Source organism: Streptomyces sp. NPDC004609, from assembly GCF_042873655.1.
GTDB lineage: Bacteria > Actinomycetota > Actinomycetes > Streptomycetales > Streptomycetaceae > Streptomyces.
In genome coordinates, this window is record NZ_JBIALS010000024.1 from 49,685 (window position 1) to 67,321 (window position 17,637).

A 17,637-nucleotide genomic window follows, 5' to 3' on the forward strand; every position below is an offset into this window, starting at 1 on the left:
ACTTTTTGCGCAGCAGGACAGGCACGGGTGTCTCATCGGCCTCCATCCGGTCCCCACCACCCCCGACGTGCCCTCCGGCCCCCCTGGCCGCGTACGGGCCCGGTCCGGTCCGGCGACGTGCGGCGCCACCTCCCGAAGATGCCGGGCCCGCCGGGGTGGTCCGGCGAAACCGTCAGACCTCGGGGCGCAGCATCGGCGGGTTGAGCAGGGTGGCCCCGCCCGCCCGGAAGAGCTGGGCAGGCCGGCCGCCCTGGCGCGTGGTGGTCCCTCCCGCCGGGACCAGGAACCCGGGCGTACCGGTCACCTTCCGGTGGAAGTTCCTGGGGTCGAGAACCACGCCCCACACCGCCTCGTAGACGCGCCGCAGCTCACCGACCGTGAACTCCGGCGGGCAGAACGCGGTGGCCAGCGACGAGTACTCGATCTTGGAGCGGGCCCGCTCCACCCCGTCCACCAGGATCCGCGCGTGGTCGAAGGCGAGAGGCGTGGCCTGCTCTCCCTCCCGGCCGAATCCGCCCTCCTGTCCGAGCAGGTCCGCGACCGGGGCCCAGCGCGCGCTGTTGGCGTCGCCACCCGCCCGAGGCGCCGGCAGGTCGGGGGCCAGCACCAGATGCGCGACGCTGACGACCCTCATCCGGGGGTCCCGTCCGGGGTCGCCGTAGGTGGCGAGCTGTTCGAGGTGCGCACCCCCGTCGGCGGGGGTGGGGGAGGCCGGATCATGGGCGCACAGACCGGTCTCCTCGGCAAGCTCGCGCGCCGCCGCGGCCGCCAGATCCTCGTCCCCCCGCACAAAGCCCCCCGGCAGGGCCCACAGGCCCTGGAACGGCGGCTCTCCGCGGCGTACGACCAGTGCGCAGAGCGCATGACGGCGCACGGTGAGCACGACCAGATCGACGGTGACGGCGAAGGGGGGAAAGGCCGACGGGTCGTAGGGAGACATGCCCGCGATCATAGTCGTCTGCTTGACGATAAACACTCCTTTCGCCACCGGTGCTGCCTCTTTCTTCCCCCTCTCCCGGGGCCGTCGGCACCCCTTGTCCAGCCGGTGCCGACGCCCGCGCTCCTCCCCCGGATCGATGCCGACGAGCCCCGGGGCCGCGGCCCCTGACAACCAGTCGTCAGCCGTCTCCCGGAGCGTCCCGGCGAGCTCCGCTCCCCGACTCCTCGCCCGCCCGGCCGCGGCCGCCTGCGGACCTGTCGCGCGTCCCGGCGGGCCGGACCGACTTCTTCCCGGCAGGCGGCCGGACCCGCCGGCCACCCGCACGTCGCCCTGGAGGAGCGGCGGTCTCCGATGCGCGAGGACGCCGCCCGGGCGTTGCCCCTGCGATGCCCCAGACCTCCCCGCCCCCGGGATTCTCCTGTGTCCCCGGGCACAGCCCGGTCCCGGCTGCCCCCACGGGCGTCCCGGGTTGCGTGGACTCCTTCTGATACCCGGACCCCCCGGAGTGCGCGGGCTCGGCGGGCGGGGAAGGCCGTGCCTCCGAGGCGAGTGCGGCAGACCGGTCCGCCGTCCGTGAAGCCCGTTCACTGCGGAGGCACTGACGCAGCGTCTCCGGATCGAGGTTCTCGTTGCACGCCTGGTGGAGCAGGCGGGCGAACAGATAGTCGGGGTCCTTGCGCAGGGCGAGCCCGATCGCGACCCTCGCCGCCGGCTCGTCGCCGGTCGACCATGCGACCCAGCCCGCGAGGGTGAGCGGTGGGGCGGCGTGCTCGGCGTAGGAACGGACGCAGCGGCGGGCCAGTGCCCTCCACAGCCGCAGCGCGGGGGCCGCGTCCGGCCCCTCCATCCATTCCGCCGCACGGTCCCTGGTCTCCCGGTCCTGCAGTCCGAGGATCACCGCCGCGGCCTCGTCATGGGTGATGAGCCCGTCGTCCGCCGCGTCCGCCCCCGCCGGCCCCGGATCAGCAGACGACGCCTGGATGCGCCTGAGCAGCCCGAGGGCCAGGGCGATCGTCTCGTCGGCGACCTGCCGCCGCCCGTCCCCGGCGAGGATCCTCGGCACGATCACCGCGGCCGCGCTGTCGAGTGCCTCCTCCTGGGCCCGGGCGGCCGAGGTCGTCCAGGGTTCGAGCCGTGCCTCCATCGCCCGCAGCGATCCACGCACCTGGATCCCCGCGTAGGCCGCAGCCGCCGCCATGACGGACGTACCGGGGGCGACCAGGGCCGTTCCCTCCAGGGGGCAGCACCTCTCGTCGGGGCAGCAGTAGGACCAGTAGCGGCCGTCGGAGATACACAGCGCCTCGTACACGGGCACGTCGAGTGCGCCGCAGGCGGTTCGCAGCCGCTGCGCGAGGGGGCGCAGCCGCTCCATCACGAGACGGCTCGTCTCACCGTCTCCCGGATCCTGGCAGAGGAAGAGAACGATGCCGTCCGGGCGCGAGCCACGGCGTTCGCTGCCCTCGATCAGGGACTCCGCCAGCTGGCGGGCGACCGGCGGCCACTCCCCCGGCGAGCGCGGAATGCCCAGCCGCAACCGCCCTCCGAAGCGCCCGCTGCTGCCGTGCAGGGCGACCATCACGATCGAATCGGTCGGGTGATAGCCGAGCATGTACGGCAGCGCGTCGGCAAGTTCTCCTGGCCCGCGCAGGGTGATCTGCGGTTCGTCGGTACGGTCGGTGGGTTCGTAGTGCTTGTCCATGGCACGACGGTCTCGTGGCAGGTCCGGCTCCGCGACCCCCTGTGGACAAGTTGTCCACAGGCTTGCGGCTTCATTCGCGCGTTGTCGGTCCCATCGGGTTGCATGAGGGCATGACCAACGCAGACCACGCGGTTCCCGCGGATCTCAGGGCCTCGGCCGACGCCGTGCTCGCGCGCCTCGTATCGGACGGCACGGGCACCGCCCGGCTGCGGGAGGACCAGTGGCGGGCGATCGAAGCGCTCGTCGCCGACAGGCGCCGGGCGCTGGTCGTGCAGCGGACCGGCTGGGGCAAGTCCGCCGTGTACTTCGTCGCGACCTCGCTGCTGCGTCGGCAGGGCAGCGGTCCGACCGTGATCGTCTCCCCGCTCCTCGCGCTCATGCGCAATCAGGTGGAGGCCGCCGCCCGGGCCGGGATCCACGCCCGGACGATCAACTCGTCCAACACCGAGGAGTGGGAGACGATCCAGACGGAGGTGGCCGCGGGTGAGGTCGATGTCCTCCTGGTCAGCCCCGAGCGGCTGAACAACCCGGACTTCCGCGACCAGGTGCTGCCCGAGCTGTCTGCCGCGACGGGCCTGCTGGTGGTGGACGAGGCACACTGCATCTCCGACTGGGGGCATGACTTCCGGCCCGACTACCGCCGTCTGCGCACGATGCTGACGGACCTGCCCGCCGATGTGCCGGTGCTGGCGACCACCGCGACGGCCAATGCCCGGGTGACGGCCGATGTCGCCGACCAGCTGGGCACCGGTGCGGGCACCGACGCGCTGGTGCTGCGCGGTCCGCTCGACCGCGAGAGTCTCAGTCTGGGGGTGCTCCGGCTGCCCGACGCGGCCACCCGCCTCGCCTGGCTGGCCGACCACCTCGGCGAGCTCCCGGGCTCCGGGATCATCTACACCCTGACCGTCGCGGCCGCCGAGGCGGTCACCGCGTATCTGCGGCAGTGCGGCCATACGGTCACCTCCTACACCGGCCGCACGGAGAACGCGGACCGCCAGCAGGCCGAGGAGGACCTTCTCGCCAACCGCGTCAAGGCCCTGGTCGCCACATCCGCGCTGGGCATGGGGTTCGACAAGCCCGACCTCGGCTTCGTCGTCCACCTCGGCTCCCCCTCCTCCCCCATCGCCTACTACCAGCAGGTGGGCCGGGCGGGCCGCGGAGTGGAGCACGCCGAGGTGCTGTTGCTGCCTGGCAAGGAGGACGAGGCGATCTGGCGGTATTTCGCGTCCGTGGCCTTCCCTCCCGAGGAGCTCGTGCGGCGCACCCTCGATGTCCTCGCCGGGGCGGAGCGGCCGCTCTCGCTGCCGGCCCTGGAGCCCCTGGTCGAGCTTCGGCGGACGCGGCTGGAGACCATGCTGAAGGTCCTCGACGTGGACGGCGCCGTGCGCCGGGTGAAGGGCGGTTGGACGACCACGGGCGAGCCCTGGTCGTACGACTCCGAGCGGTATGCCTGGGTCGCCCGGCAGCGCGAGTCCGAGCAGCAGGCGATGCGGGAGTACGCGCGGTCGACGGTCTGCCGGATGGAGTTCCTGCGCCGGCAGCTGGACGACGAGGAGGCGGCTCCCTGCGGCCGCTGCGACAACTGCGCGGGAAGCCGGTTCAGCGACAAGGTCTCCGATGCGGCGTTGGACGCGGCGCGGGGGGAGTTGAGCAGGCCCGGCGTGGAGGTGGAGCCCCGCAGGATGTGGCCGACCGGGCTGCCCGCCGTCGGTGTCTCCCTCAAGGGCCGTATCCCCGAAGGAGAACAGGCGTTCCCGGGCCGGGCACTGGGACGGCTCTCCGACATCGGCTGGGGCAACCGGCTGCGCCCGCTGCTGACGCCCCAGTCGCCCGACGGACCGGTCCAGGAGGATGTGGTGAGCGCGGTGGTGACCGTGCTCGCCGACTGGGCCAGGGGGCCGGGCGGCTGGGCGTCCGGTGAGGCCGACGCACCCGCCCGGCCGGTCGGAGTGGTCACCGTGGCGTCGCGCGGCAGGCCCCGGCTGGTCTCCTCCCTCGGCGCGCGGATCGCCGAGGTCGGCCGTATGCCCCTGCTGGGCGCGGTGGAGTACGCCTCCGACAGTCCCGACGGTCGCCCCTCCCGGACGAACAGCGCCCAGCGGGTGCGTGCACTGCACGAGGCGTTCACCGTGCCGGCCGGTCTCGCCGAGGCGCTCACCAGGGCCGGCGGTCCTGTGCTGCTGGTCGACGATCTGTCCGACAGCGGCTGGACTTTGGCCGTAGCCGCGCGGCTGCTGCGCCGATCCGGAGCGAAGGGGGTGTTTCCCCTGGTCCTTGCGGTTCAAGCGTGACCCGAGGGTTGCACGGAAGAGGTCACCGTTGAAGTTGGTGGGCAGGGATATCAGCGGCATACCCCCCGATTCCTGTCAGTGGGATCGAATTGCTCGTTGCCGCAATCGGACGGGGCAGGAAGAATTGAAGTGCTCCCCGCACTGCCCGTCTGCGACCCGCATGGGCTGTGCCGTGGTGCGCCCTCACCCGACCCTGCCCGCACTGTGGGCGCGTATGCGAAGGGAGGAACGTGACCTTCGGATTCGCTTCGTCCGCAGCCACTTCGATGACCAACTCCGCCAACCGCCTCGCAAGGATGCTCGAACCCGCGGAGTGGGCGGCTGCCGGGATCCCGCTGCTGCGCAACCCCCGAGAGGTGGTCAGCGGGCTGCACACCCGGCACAGGCCCACGCCGACGACGGCGGTCGTCGCCGTGCTTGACCCCGAGGAACGGCTCGCCGCCAGCGCTTCGTTCGCCCGGCGCTCCGCACCGGTGGACGGCTGGGAGTTCCGGAATGCGCTGCTGGCACATCTGCGCCGCGTGATCCCGCACGATCTGCGCCGCCGCACTCCGGTACGTACGGCCGTGCTGCTCTACTGCCGCGAAGGCGACGAGCGGTGGACCGAGGAGGACGGCGCCTGGATGTGGGGACTGCGCGACGCCTGCACCCTGCACGGGCTGCGCTGCGGCGCGTACATCACGCTGACACGCGGTGGCTGGCAGGTCCTGGGCGAGGGGCGGGGCGGTCGGCGCCCCAACTCGACCTCGTCGCCGGGCGATCTCGTCGGCACCGTGGCGAGTGAACCGCTGGAGCTCCGTACGGCCAGCGGTGCGCCGGAAGCCCTCCGTCGCTCGGCTGCGCGCTGACCACCTCCGGTCCGCCCGGAGGTGCCCTGCTGGTCCCGACGACGACGGCGGCCATTCCCCGGCCGGGGGCACCCGGCCGGGACCGTCGCCGATCACCGCTCCGGCATGCCCGCCGGCGTTGCCGGTGCCGACCGGGGCACGGCGGTGCGGACCCAAACAGTGCAGCAGCCACCGCGCACGGCAAAGCGCCTCCGTACCCTTGCCCTGCCGTCCATCGCCAGGGCAGCCGGTGGCCGCCCGACCATGTGCTGCGGTCCGGCGTGGCCGTTCGGGTCAGACGCTCGCGCCGAGCAGGGCGTTGATCCGTTTGGGGTCCCCGCACACGATGAGCAGCGCGGACGCCTTCGTCATCGCTGTCGGCAGGACGCGGGCCGCGTCGTCGTCGGTACCACCGTTGAGCGCGACGACGACCACGGGACGCGACGAGGCACGGTCCACGGCGGTGGCATCCGCGTAGAACACGTCGTCGCCGACGTCGTGCTGGGCCCAGTACGCGGCCTCCCCGAAGGAGAGTTCATGGGCGGCCCACGGATGCTGTTCACCCGTGGTGAGCACCAGAACGTCACTCGGTGCGCGGCCTGTGTCGAGCAGCAGGTCGACCGTCTCGTCGGCGGCGTCGAGCGCGCCGTCCACGGGAGCGGGGATCAGCTGAATCTGCGGCTGGGAACGATTCTCCGGGCGGGATGCCTGCGGCTTCCCGGCGGAGGCGGGCGTACGCTGCGGCGGCGCGGGCCGGGCCGCACCGGGCCCCGGCTGTCCGGGACGCGGGGTGGCGGTGGAACGCGGGCCAGGTACGGGACGAGGGGTCGGCGCGGTACGGCCGGCGGCCGGCGTGGCGCGGGGACCCTGGGCGCTCTCGTGAATCTGAGGCTCCTCGGGGGTGAGAGGCATGGGTGGATGTCTATCAAATGCCGGTTCGGACGGCATAGGCGGGTGGGCACAAAACCCCGACTTCCCTGTCGGCAGGGCCACTTCAGAAATCGAAGCCGAGCTGCCCCCCGCTCTCCAGCGCTGCCGCCTCCGCGGGAAGCCGGATCTTCTTCAGATGCCGCCACTTCGGCAGTCCGTCGAGGTAGGCCCAGGAAAGCCGGTGGTACGGAGTGGGCCCCAGCTCCGCGAGGGCGGCCTTGTGCACGGGCGAGGGATAGCCGGCGTTGGCGGCGAACGCGTAGTCGGCGAACCGGGCCGGCAGTTCCGCCATCATCGCGTCGCGGCGCACCTTGGCGATCACCGAGGCCGCGGCGACCGCGACACAGGACTGGTCGCCCTTGATGACCGTACGAACGCGCCAAGGGTCACCGAGATAGTCGTGCTTGCCGTCCAGGATCACGGCCTCGGGGCGCACGGGAAGGGCGTCCAGGGCCCGGGAGGCGGCCAGCCGCAGTGCGGCGGTCATCCCCAGTTCGTCGATCTCCTCGGGGGAGGCGTGTCCCAGCGTGTACGCCGTGACCCACTTCTCCAGTTCGACGACAAGCTCCTCACGGCGCTTCTGTGTGAGGAGCTTGGAGTCGGTGAGCCCGGCGGGAGGGCGGCGCAGTCCGGTGATCGCGGCACACACCGTGACCGGACCGGCCCACGCCCCGCGCCCGACCTCGTCGACACCGGCGATGATCTTGGCGCCGGTGGTCGCCCGGATCGACCGCTCGACTGTGTGTGTGGGTGGTTCGTACGCCATGGCGCCAGCAAGGTTACGCCGCCCTCCCCCGCCTGTGACAACCGGATTCCGCTCGGGGCCGGGTATCGCCCGCCCCGGCGACCGAGGCCGACGAAGCAGGCGCTCCGGAAAGGGGCCGCCTGGAAGCGCGACCGCGGAGGTGATCACTCCTCCCGGGGCCTGAGGAGGGGGATCAGCACCTGATCGATCATCTCGGTGATCTCCGGATCCGGCCATTCGCTTCCGCACACTTTCGAGCGATACAACATCAGCCCCGGAATCACTTCGAAGACCATGTCTCCGGTCACGTCGGCACGGACATCACCTCGTACGACACCACGGCAGACCACCTCACGGAAGAGCCTCATGGAGGGCTCGACAACCTGGCACCTGATCACGGCATGGAACCTCTCGGCCGTGGAGGTATCACATTCGTGAAGGACCGAACGGAGTGCGAATCCCGGCCGCGAGTACATCGCGTCCCGCATCCGGCGGCACAGCTGGACCAGATCCTCACGGATGCCCCCGTGGTCGGGAACCTCGTCCAAGGGCGGCAGCCCGGCCCGCAGAGCATCGGCGACGAGATCGCCCTTCGACGGCCAGCGCCGGTAGACGGCGGCTTTCCCTGTCTGCGCCTGCGCCGCAACACCTTCCATGGTGAGCCCGTTCCAGCCGACCGTGCTCAACTGCTCCAGGGCGGCCTCAAGAATCGCACGCTCCAGCACCGGCCCTCGGCGGCGCGGCGCGGCCGGGGAACCCGCACCTGCGGCCTTCCAGCGCGAATTGACCATCGTCTTCTCTCCGTTGGGGACGGTTTTTCAGTGAACGCTTGCGTTCACTGAAGGGGGCTCTCTACGGTTGACAGGTCGGTGAACGCCTCCGTTCACTAAAACCGTGTGGGGGACCTCCGTGACAACCTCTCAGTTAACAACTCCGAGCAAACCAGGGGCAGCCCGCAGACAGGGACGCCCGGGTGTCGCGCTCGCCGTGATCGCCGCGCTGCAGCTCATGGTGGTCCTCGACACCACTATCGTGAACATCGCGCTCCCCCATATCCAGGGAGCACTCGAGTTCACCACGACCCAACTGTCCTGGGTGGTCAACGCCTACACACTGACCTTCGGCGGCCTCCTGCTGCTCGGCGGCAGAGCGGGCGACATCCTGGGCCGCCGCCGGGTCTTCATCTTCGGTGTGCTGCTGTTCACCTTCGCCTCGCTGCTGTGCGGTATCGCTCAGGAGCCGTGGCAGATGCTCGCGGCCCGTGCTCTCCAGGGCGTCGGAGGAGCGATCGCGTCCCCGACGGCTCTCGCGCTGATCACCACGACCTTCCGCGAAGGCCCGGAGCGCAACCGCGCCTTCGGCATCTTCGCAGCGGTCTCGGCCAGCGGCGCCGCCATCGGACTCCTGGCGGGCGGCATGCTCACCGAGTGGCTGGACTGGCGCTGGGTGTTCTATGTGAACCTGCCGATCGGCATCCTGATCGCCGTCCTCGCACCGATGTTCATCAATGAGTCCGAGCGCAACTCGGGCCGTTTCGACATCGTGGGCGCGCTGACGTCGACCGTGGGCATGGCAGCCCTGGTCTACGGCTTCATCCGCGCGGCCGAGGACAGTTGGAGCGACGGGCTCGCCCTGGCCGCCTTCGGCGTCGCCGTCGTGCTGCTCACCGCCTTCGTCCTGGTGGAACGCAGAGCGCGGGAGCCGATCACCCCACTGCGGATGTTCGCCGACCGCAACCGCTCGGGCACCTATCTGATCATGATGAGCCTCGCCGCGGCGATGTTCGGCATGTTCTTCTTCATCGTGCTGTTCGTACAGAACGTCCTGGGCTACAGCCCCATCAGTTCCGGGCTCGCGTTCCTGCCGGTCACGGCGATGATCGTAACCGCGGCCGGGCTCTCGTCCATGCTGCTCCCGGTGCTGGGTCCCAAACCCTTCCTGGCGTCCGGCGCGGTCCTCACCGGTGTGGGAATGGCGTGGCTGACGAATCTGCGGCCCGACAGCTCATACCTGAGCGGGGTGCTGGGACCGATGCTGTTCTTCGGCTTCGGCATGGGGCTGGTCTTCGTGACGGCGACGCTCACGGCTGTCTCGGGGGTGGCCCAGCACGAGTCGGGCGCGGCCTCCAGTCTGCTCAACGCGACACAGATGGTCGGAGGTTCCCTGGGCCTGTCGATTCTGATGACCGTCTTCAGCACCGCGGGCCGGGAGGAAACGGAACGGCAGCTCCCGTCGTTCCTCGCGGAATCCACACCGGCACAGAAGGCCGCCTTCGCCGAGACGGGGCAACTGCCGCCTCCCTGGGGACACCAGGTGCTCGCCGAGAGCATCGCGACCGCGTTCTGGGCAGGTGTGGGGCTCGTCGGCCTCGCCGTCGTCACGGCCCTGTTCGTCATCCGCGTCCGCAAGAGCGACCTCGATGCGCTCAGCGGCGGAACCGGGCCCGGCGGCCACGTCGCCTGATTCAGCGGTAAGGGCCGTGTTCCAGGCGCGCGGCCCTTACTCACGCAGGGAACAGTCGTTGATCACGACCGGTCCGGCGTCGCGCCCGAAAGGCCGTCGAAGCGCTCACGGCCACGCTCGGCACATGCCACCTGCCCGTCGGGGGAAGAGCGCGGCGAGCGGGACGCCTGCACGGCGGGAGCCCGTACCCACCGCACCGGATACGCACGGGGTCCACTGCCATCCGCACAGGATGCCCCTCGCCCCGGCCCACGGTCAGTGCGTGCCCCGCCCCAACCAGGCCGGCAAGTCCTCCGTCCGCTCCAGCCACCCGGCCGGAGGCCCACCCGCCTTGCCGGCCGCGATCACTCCGCAGGCAATGGCGCAGGTGGTGTCGACATCCCCGCCCACCTGCGCGGTCGTCCAGAAACCCCGCTCGAAGTCGTCGAGCGACCTGGCCGCGGACCACAGCGCGAACGGCACCGTGTCGTGAGCGCTCGTCCGCCGCCCACTGCCGAGAACGGCGGCGACGGTTCCCGCGTCGTCGTAGTCGAGCATGTCCCGCGCCCGCCGGAGCCCGGCGCCCACCGCGCTGCGCGGCACGAGCGCGACGACACCGTCGAGCAGCTCGCCGGGTCCGGGCGGGCCCGCCGGATCGGCGGCCAGCGCGGCCGCGGCCGCCACCGCCATCGCACCCACCACAGCCTCGCGGTGCTGATGCGTGGTGTACGAGGAGATCTCGGCCTGATGTGTGGCCTGCTCGGGGTCATCCGCGTACCAGGCACCGAGAGGGGCGATGCGCATCGCGGATCCGTTGCCCCAGGACCCCTGCCCCTGGAAGAGTTCCGCGGCGAGTTCTCGCCAGTCGCTCCCTTCCCTGACCAGGCGGAGCATACGGTTGACCGCAGGGCCGTAACCACGGTCGAAATCGTGGTGGTCGGCGAAGGAGCGGGCCAGCGCGTCCTGGTCCACCCGGCCGTGATCGGCCAGCACGGCCAACACGGAGCAGGCCATTTCGGTGTCGTCGGTCCACTGCCAGGTGCCCGTCGGCAGCTCACGCCGCTTCAGAAGGGGGTAATGCGACGGTACGAAGAACTGGGAGCCCAAGGCGTCTCCCACGGACAGTCCTCGCAGGCTGCCCAGGGCGCGTTCGAAGCGCCGGTCGCGAGTGGATTCAGCGGTCATCTTGCTGCCACTCTATCCGGTGACGCCGTACGGTTCGGGGGTGCGCCAGCGTTCGAACGGCCGGTCAAGGGTGTAGCGCCCGTCCTCGCCGAGCTCCAGCATCCGGATCTCCCCGTTGCCCGGGTTGGAGAGCGACTCGAAGTCCGCGACCGTCCAGTGGAACCAGCGCATACAGAACAGCCGCATGGTCAGTCCATGGGTCACCAGCAGCACATTCGGCGGATGGTCGGGCGACTCGAAGCTCCGGTGGAGGCTCTCCAGGAAAGCCCCGACCCTGTCGTACACATCGGCTCCGGACTCGCCCTGGGCGAAGCGGTAGAAGAAGTGCCCGTACGCGTCGCGATAGGTCTTCTGCAGCTCCACGTCGTTCTTGTCCTGCCAGTTTCCCCAGTCCTGCTCACGCAGGCGCGGCTCCTCCCGTACCCGCACGAGCGCGGGATCGAGGCCGAAGGCCCGGAAGGTGTCATGGGTCCGCCGGTAGGGAGAGACATAGACACTGACGCGCTCCCGCCCGAACAGCTCGCGCAGCCGTGCCCCGGCTTCCTCGGCCTGGGCTCGCCCGGCGCCGGTCAGCCTCAGGGCATGGTCGGGCTCGCGCTCGTACACGGTGTCGTCGGCGTTCCCCTCCGACTCTCCATGCCGGACGAGAACGATGCGTCGCGGTCTGGCCATACCTCGACCCTAGATCGAGCCGCATCCGGACGGGCGGCCGGAGCGCGCCCATACGCTGTAGAAGACCGGTGACATGCAGCACACCGGCGTCGTCCGGAGCGAACGACGCCCGGCACGGAGGTATGAGCCCCGTCCCGGCCGCTGGGGGACGGCCCCCCGGAGACCCCCTGCCGTGAATTGAGGTTCAGACCGTCCACGAGGGTTCGAGCTGCACCACGTCACCGGCGAGCGCCGCGACATCGGCCTCGGTCTGCGCACGGACGAGCAGACGTTCCACCCGCTCATGCCGGTACTTGCCGTGCTCGGCCTCGGACTGCCACATCGACATCACCAGGAACTCGTTCTCCGGCGCTTCACCGAAGAGTCCGCGCACCATGCCCGGCGATCCGGCCATCGCCGGATTCCACACCTTCGCCTGCATGAGCGCATAGTGCTCGACCCGGTCCTCACGGACCTTGCAGTGCGCGACCCGGACCACGTCGACTCCGGTGAACCGTGGTTCGAACCCCGTCTTCACATCGAATCGATGGTCGAACAGCTTGACCTGAATGTCCTTGTACGTTCCCGATTGGCCGGCCGCGAGCCGGTCATGGGACCGTGCCATGAAGGAGTCGTAGAACGCCCTGCTCTCCCAGAAGGCGAAGACATGGGCGACATGAGGCCGCGCCTTGCTCCATCCACCGCCCTGCCCCCGAAATCCCGGCTCACCCAGCAGCCCCGCCCATTTCCGCTGCCCCCGCTCGAACCCATGACGGTCCACCACGGTGCAGCGAATCCACTTGACCAGCACCGCGCTATCGTACGGCCCGGAACGTGGCCCCCGTCACTGTCCTGACGAGTGCACTCTTCACGGCGTCCGGAATCAGCAACCTCCACTTGAGAAGTGACCGGGCGCGCGGTGGCGTACACCGGACATCTCCTCGCGGCGCCCCCCGCACAGCGGATACGGTCAATCGACGGAGAACTCCTGGCAGTTACGGGGAAGGGAAAACTGGTGAGCAGCCTGAACAAGGGCGTCGGCACAGTGGAAGTGGCCCTCAGCTGGGATCCGAGCCCACTGGGCGAGGCACCCCACGACCTCGACATAGTCGCGGCGACCTACCGGACGGACGCCCGCTCCGGTGCCCCGGCGTACGTCGTCCACTTCGACAGCCGGTCACCCGACGGCACGATCACCCTGACCAGGGACAGCAAGACGGGGCAGGGATTCGGTTCGGACGAGGTCCTGAAGCTGGAGTTCCACCGGCTCTCGTCCGAGTACGGGCGGGTCGTGATCGGTGTTGTCATCCAGCAGCGAGACGGCCGCCGAGTGTTCAGCGATGTGGCGAACCCCCTGGTCAAAGTAGTGGAGGGACACACAGAGCTACGGAAGAACGATTTCTCGGAGGTAGCGGGGGCGACTGCGGCAGTCATAGGCGAGTTCGTGCGCTCCGAGTCGGGCGGCTGGCAGTTCAGCGAACTCGTCCGCGGATTCGACGCCGATCCCGGAGTCTTCATAGACCTGATGGGCCGCGACTGAGCACGGACGGTCCCGGCCCCTCGCAGAAGGATCACGAGAGCGGGGCGATGGGCGGGGTCGTCCGGATCGGCGGCGGTGGCCGGATCGGCGTGGGAGGGCTCGGTGACGCATCAGGACGACGGCTGGGCAGGTGTGGGCTGGGAAGGCTGGATGGACCACGACGGCATCCGGCGGCGCCTCGATCAGGGTGCCGATCCAGAGGTGTGGGGCGGAGGGCGACCCCTCCACCGGGCAGCGGCCCTCGGCTCGCCGGAGGTCGTCACGGAGCTGGCCGGACGCGTTGCGGACCCGGACGCCCTCGAAAACGGGGCCACGGCCCTGTGGGAAGCCGTCCTGTCCAACAGACCGGACAACGCGCGGGCACTCGCCGCAGCCGGAGCGGATCCCTGGCGGCCCTTGATCGGCGGCTGGTCACCGGGGCGGCTCAGCTTGGCCGGACCGACACCGGACCTGTTCCAGGTGCCTGAGGGCGAGCGCGGTCTGAGCGAGGCGGAACGCGCGGCGGTACAGGAGGCCCGGCGGCTCGTCGCGGCGCTGGGGAACATCCACTACGAGGGCACCGGGCTGGCGTGCGTGGCCGGGATCGACGCCGAGGAAGCGACGAGCCGCCTGGCGGCGACGCCGGCAAGCGACGAGGAAATGGAGGAACTGCTGAGGGATCCGTACGCCTGCGAACTGGACCAGGGCCTGCGGGTCGTCGGCGTGACGACCGTGCCGGGCGGTTGCGTCGTCACCCAGCCGTGGGGCTATGCGCCGTCGATGCCGGGTGTGCTGACCCGGCTGTCCGCCGGCACCGTCTGCTACGGCCTGTACGCCAACGCCAAGAGCGGCAACCAGGGCAGCGTCGCCCGTAACGGGGCCGTCGAAGGCTGGGACCTCTCCCCGGGCGCCGAGCCGGACCAGGGGGACGGCCCCGAGGAAGTGCTGGCCTCGTACCTCTACCAGTACCACGCGGTGGCGTACTCGTGTGCCTTCGCGGGCCTGCGACCGACCGATGCGCGCGCCGTCGTGGGGCCGCCCGACCTGTGGGTCGAGCTACCGCAGCGGGACTACTGGGCCCAGTGACGCCAGGGCCGTCACGAGCAGTCGGCGCCGATGACCCGAGGGGATTCTTGCCCACTGACGCGGGGCGGCCGTTGACAACGTTCCTGCCTTCCAACGATCGCCCGGTCTCCCTGCAAGGCCGGGCGGTCGTCGTTCCGGGACCATGCTCTGCCGGAACGATCTCCTCCCGCCTCCTCGGGGCGATGCGCGACCCCCGCCGTGGCTGTGGCTGGCCCGCCACCGTCCACGCGCGGGGAGGGGCGTCGGCCCTCGGCCGACGCCCCTCCCTTCAGAGATCACGCTTCGGGTTCAGCTGCGCCGGGTCCCGCATCCGGCGCCGTTCCGCCCGGTCTCAGCTGCAACCGCTGGTCGAGCCACAGCCCTCGCAGATGTAGCAGGAGCCCGCCCGCTGCATCTTCGTACCGCAGGAGAAGCACAGCGGAGCGTCGGCGCTGATGCCCAGCTGCATCTCGACCAGCTCGGCCGACGTGTGCGCCTGCTGGGGGGCGGGAACCGCCGCCGGCTGAGGGGTGGCCGCCGGGATCTCCTGCCGGCGCGGGGCGGACTGGGCGAGACCCTCGACGTCCACCTCGTCATCGTCCATGGACTGTTCGTACGAACCGGTCTCCAGGTGACGCTGGCGCTCCTCGGCCGAGTGGATGCCGAGGGCGGAGCGGGTCTCGAAGGGCAGGAAGTCCAGGGCCAGACGGCGGAAGATGTAGTCGACGATCGACTGCGCCATCCGCACATCCGGGTCGTCGGTCATTCCGGCCGGCTCGAAGCGCATGTTCGTGAACTTCGAGACGTACGTCTCCAGCGGTACGCCGTACTGCAGGCCGACCGAGACCGCGATCGAGAACGCGTCCATCATGCCCGCGAGGGTGGAGCCCTGCTTGGACATCTTCAGGAAGACCTCGCCGAGACCGTCGTCCGGGTAGGAGTTGGCGGTCATGTAGCCCTCGGCGCCGCCCACCGTGAAGGAGGTGGTGATGCCGGGACGGCCCTTCGGGAGACGCTTGCGGACGGGCCGGTACTCGACGACCTTCTCGACCGCGGCCCGGATGGTGTCCTCGGCCTTCTCCGTGATCTCCGCCTTCTCCTTCTCCTTGGTCTTCGCGGAGAGGGGCTGGCCGACCTTGCAGTTGTCGCGGTAGATCGCGAGCGCCTTGATGCCCATCTTCCAGGCTTCAAAGTAGATCTCCTCGACCTCTTCGACGGTCGCCGACTCCGGCATGTTGACCGTCTTGGAGAGCGCGCCGGAGATCCACGGCTGGATGGCGGCCATCATGCGGACGTGGCCCATCGCGGAGATGGAGCGCTCGCCCATGGCGCAGTCGAAGACCTCGTATTGCTCGGTCTTCAGCCCCGGCGCGTCGATCACATTGCCGTGCTCGGCGATGTGGGCGACGATCGCCTCGATCTGCTCGGGCTGGTAGCCGAGGCGGCGCAGCGCCTGCGGAACCGTGCCGTTGACGATCTGCATCGAACCGCCGCCGACCAGCTTCTTGAACTTGACCAAGGCGAGGTCGGGCTCCAGGCCGGTGGTGTCGCAGGACATCGCGAGACCGATGGTGCCGGTCGGCGCGATGACGGACGCCTGGGCATTGCGGAAACCGTTCTTCTCACCAAGGCGGAGCACATCCTGCCACGCCTCGGTGGCGGCGGCCCAGATCGGGGTGTCCAGGTCGTCGACGCGGATAGCGGCGGCATTGGCGTCGGAGTGCTGCTTCATGACGCGGTTGTGGGGGGAGGCGTTGCGGGCGTAACCGTCGTAGGGACCGACGACCGCGGCCAGCTCGGCGGAGCGCTTGTACGACCTGCCGGTCATCAGCGAGGTGATGGCGCCGGCCAGGGCCCGGCCGCCGTCGCTGTCGTACGCGTGGCCCGTGGCCATCAGCAGAGCGCCGAGGTTGGCGTAGCCGATGCCCAGCTGACGGAAGGCGCGGGTGTTCTCACCGATCTTCCGGGTCGGGAAGTCCGCGAAGCAGATGGAGATGTCCATCGCCGTGATGACCAGCTCGACGACCTGCGCGAAGCGCTCGACGTCGAAGGACTGGTGGCCCTCGCCGTCGTCCTTGAGGAACTTCATGAGGTTCAGCGAGGCGAGGTTGCAGGACGTGTTGTCCAGGTGCATGTACTCGCTGCACGGGTTCGAGCCGTTGATCCGCCCGGACTCGGGGCAGGTGTGCCAGTGGTTGATGGTGTCGTCGTACTGGATGCCGGGGTCGGCGCAGGCCCAGGCGGCCTCGGCCATCTTGCGGAAGAGGGCCTTGGCGTCGACCTCCTCGATCACGTCACCGGTCATCCGGGCCCGCAGTCCGAACTTCGAGCCCGATTCCACGGCCTTCATGAACTCGTCGTTCACACGGACCGAGTTGTTGGCGTTCTGGTACTGGACGGACGTGATGTCGTCACCGCCCAGGTCCATGTCGAAGCCCGCGTCCCGCAGCGCGCGGATCTTCTCCTCTTCCTTCACCTTGGTCTCGATGAAGCCCTCGATGTCCGGGTGGTCGACGTCGAGGATGACCATCTTGGCGGCACGGCGGGTGGCGCCACCGGACTTGATCGTTCCTGCAGAGGCGTCGGCCCCGCGCATGAAGGAAACCGGCCCGGAGGCATTGCCACCGGAGGAGAGCAGTTCCTTGGAGGAACGGATCCGGGAGAGGTTCAGGCCGGCGCCGGAGCCGCCCTTGAAGATCATGCCCTCTTCCTTGTACCAGTCGAGGATCGACTCCATGGAGTCGTCGACGGACAGGATGAAACATGCCGAGACCTGCTGCGGCTGAGGCGTGCCGACGTTGAACCACACCGGCGAGTTGAAGCTGAAGATCTGGTGCAGGAGGGCGTACGCCAGCTCGTGCTCGAAGATCTCGGCGTCGGCGGGCGAGGCGAAGTACTTGTGGTCCTCCCCGGCCTTCCGGTACGTCTTCACGATCCGGTCGATCAGCTGCTTCAGACCGGTCTCGCGCTGAGGCGTGCCGACGGCCCCCCGGAAGTACTTACTGGTGACGATGTTGACCGCGTTCACCGACCAGAAGTCGGGGAACTCGACGCCACGCTGCTCGAAATTGACCGAGCCGTCGCGCCAATTGGTCATGACGACGTCACGGCGTTCCCAGACCACCTCGTCGTACGGATGCACGCCGGGGGTGGTGTGGATGCGCTCGATACGCAGGCCCTTGCTCGCCTTGGCTCCCTTGGCGCGGGCCCCCCGTGCCGGACCGCTCGTCGTCTCTGTCATGCCGCCTCCCATATACGGGCAAAAACGCCCTGAAGTGCCCAGATCTTCCCGTGGCACGATCTCTGTGTGATGCCGCGGACGCCCCACAGCGCCCGTGACAGA

At 69.9% G+C, this 17,637-nt stretch carries 14 protein-coding genes; 5 read left to right on the forward strand and 9 right to left on the reverse strand.

Features of this window, described 5'->3' with window-relative positions:
• Positions 1-172: 172 nt before the first annotated feature.
• Entirely contained in the window at positions 173-940 is a 768-nt protein-coding gene (locus ACFYT4_RS23185) for an NUDIX domain-containing protein (protein WP_389272087.1), read from the reverse strand.
• A 178-nt stretch (positions 941-1,118) separates the two neighbouring features.
• Entirely contained in the window at positions 1,119-2,639 is a 1,521-nt protein-coding gene (locus ACFYT4_RS23190; RefSeq protein WP_389272090.1) for a DUF4192 domain-containing protein, read from the reverse strand.
• A gap of 110 nt (positions 2,640-2,749) precedes the next feature.
• Here ACFYT4_RS23190 and ACFYT4_RS23195 point away from each other — a divergent pair, with 110 nt between their 5' ends.
• Both ACFYT4_RS23195 and ACFYT4_RS23200 read left to right on the forward strand, forming a co-directional pair.
• Positions 2,750-4,930, forward strand: a complete 2,181-nt coding sequence (locus tag ACFYT4_RS23195) for a RecQ family ATP-dependent DNA helicase (protein ID WP_389272092.1) — start codon at positions 2,750-2,752, stop codon at positions 4,928-4,930.
• A 230-nt stretch (positions 4,931-5,160) separates the two neighbouring features.
• Positions 5,161-5,778: a hypothetical protein gene (locus ACFYT4_RS23200; RefSeq protein ID WP_389272095.1), complete on the forward strand. Its 618-nt coding sequence runs from the start codon at positions 5,161-5,163 to the stop codon at positions 5,776-5,778.
• A 273-nt stretch (positions 5,779-6,051) separates the two neighbouring features.
• Here the strand turns inward: ACFYT4_RS23200 and ACFYT4_RS23205 are convergent, their stop codons facing one another.
• From ACFYT4_RS23205 to ACFYT4_RS23215, 3 genes are all read right to left on the reverse strand, one after another.
• Positions 6,052-6,669 (reverse strand): hypothetical protein, encoded by a 618-nt coding sequence (locus ACFYT4_RS23205; RefSeq protein WP_389272098.1) that lies wholly within the window; start codon positions 6,667-6,669, stop codon positions 6,052-6,054.
• A gap of 82 nt (positions 6,670-6,751) precedes the next feature.
• Entirely contained in the window at positions 6,752-7,453 is a 702-nt protein-coding gene (locus ACFYT4_RS23210) for a ribonuclease HII (protein ID WP_389272101.1), read from the reverse strand.
• A 143-nt stretch (positions 7,454-7,596) separates the two neighbouring features.
• A complete protein-coding gene (locus tag ACFYT4_RS23215; protein WP_389272104.1) occupies positions 7,597-8,223 on the reverse strand; it encodes a TetR/AcrR family transcriptional regulator in 627 nt (208 codons plus the stop codon).
• Positions 8,224-8,341: 118 nt separating this feature from the next.
• Here ACFYT4_RS23215 and ACFYT4_RS23220 point away from each other — a divergent pair, with 118 nt between their 5' ends.
• Positions 8,342-9,895, forward strand: coding sequence for an MFS transporter (locus tag ACFYT4_RS23220; protein ID WP_389272107.1), 1,554 nt, complete (start codon positions 8,342-8,344; stop codon positions 9,893-9,895).
• Between the two features lie 255 nt (positions 9,896-10,150).
• Here the strand turns inward: ACFYT4_RS23220 and ACFYT4_RS23225 are convergent, their stop codons facing one another.
• From ACFYT4_RS23225 to ACFYT4_RS23235, 3 genes are all read right to left on the reverse strand, one after another.
• Positions 10,151-11,059, reverse strand: a complete 909-nt coding sequence (locus tag ACFYT4_RS23225) for an ADP-ribosylglycohydrolase family protein (RefSeq protein ID WP_389272110.1) — start codon at positions 11,057-11,059, stop codon at positions 10,151-10,153.
• Positions 11,060-11,071: 12 nt separating this feature from the next.
• Entirely contained in the window at positions 11,072-11,731 is a 660-nt protein-coding gene (locus ACFYT4_RS23230) for a histidine phosphatase family protein (RefSeq protein ID WP_389272112.1), read from the reverse strand.
• 184 nt (positions 11,732-11,915) lie between these two features.
• The gene (locus tag ACFYT4_RS23235; RefSeq protein ID WP_389272115.1) at positions 11,916-12,521 is read right to left on the reverse strand and encodes a YdbC family protein; all 606 of its coding nucleotides are present in this window, start codon (positions 12,519-12,521) and stop codon (positions 11,916-11,918) included.
• Positions 12,522-12,725: 204 nt separating this feature from the next.
• Between ACFYT4_RS23235 and ACFYT4_RS23240 the strand changes: the two genes are divergently transcribed.
• Positions 12,726-13,250 (forward strand): TerD family protein, encoded by a 525-nt coding sequence (locus ACFYT4_RS23240; RefSeq protein ID WP_389272118.1) that lies wholly within the window; start codon positions 12,726-12,728, stop codon positions 13,248-13,250.
• Positions 13,251-13,400: 150 nt separating this feature from the next.
• Positions 13,401-14,315, forward strand: a complete 915-nt coding sequence (locus ACFYT4_RS23245; RefSeq protein WP_389272274.1) for an ankyrin repeat domain-containing protein — start codon at positions 13,401-13,403, stop codon at positions 14,313-14,315.
• 331 nt (positions 14,316-14,646) lie between these two features.
• On the opposite strand, the gene ACFYT4_RS23250 is transcribed toward ACFYT4_RS23245, so the two are convergent.
• Entirely contained in the window at positions 14,647-17,535 is a 2,889-nt protein-coding gene (locus tag ACFYT4_RS23250; protein WP_389272121.1) for a vitamin B12-dependent ribonucleotide reductase, read from the reverse strand.
• Positions 17,536-17,637 lie beyond the last annotated feature (102 nt).

Coding starts and splice junctions, on each gene's coding strand:
- ACFYT4_RS23245 (WP_389272274.1), top strand. CDS start 13,401: ATGGACCACGACGGCATCCGGCGGCGCCTCGATCAGGGTGCCGATCCA.
- ACFYT4_RS23215 (WP_389272104.1), bottom strand. CDS start 8,223: ATGGTCAATTCGCGCTGGAAGGCCGCAGGTGCGGGTTCCCCGGCCGCG.
- ACFYT4_RS23190 (WP_389272090.1), bottom strand. CDS start 2,639: ATGGACAAGCACTACGAACCCACCGACCGTACCGACGAACCGCAGATC.
- ACFYT4_RS23250 (WP_389272121.1), bottom strand. CDS start 17,535: ATGACAGAGACGACGAGCGGTCCGGCACGGGGGGCCCGCGCCAAGGGA.
- ACFYT4_RS23185 (WP_389272087.1), bottom strand. CDS start 940: ATGTCTCCCTACGACCCGTCGGCCTTTCCCCCCTTCGCCGTCACCGTC.
- ACFYT4_RS23205 (WP_389272098.1), bottom strand. CDS start 6,669: ATGCCTCTCACCCCCGAGGAGCCTCAGATTCACGAGAGCGCCCAGGGT.
- ACFYT4_RS23210 (WP_389272101.1), bottom strand. CDS start 7,453: ATGGCGTACGAACCACCCACACACACAGTCGAGCGGTCGATCCGGGCG.
- ACFYT4_RS23195 (WP_389272092.1), top strand. CDS start 2,750: ATGACCAACGCAGACCACGCGGTTCCCGCGGATCTCAGGGCCTCGGCC.
- ACFYT4_RS23230 (WP_389272112.1), bottom strand. CDS start 11,731: ATGGCCAGACCGCGACGCATCGTTCTCGTCCGGCATGGAGAGTCGGAG.
- ACFYT4_RS23225 (WP_389272110.1), bottom strand. CDS start 11,059: ATGACCGCTGAATCCACTCGCGACCGGCGCTTCGAACGCGCCCTGGGC.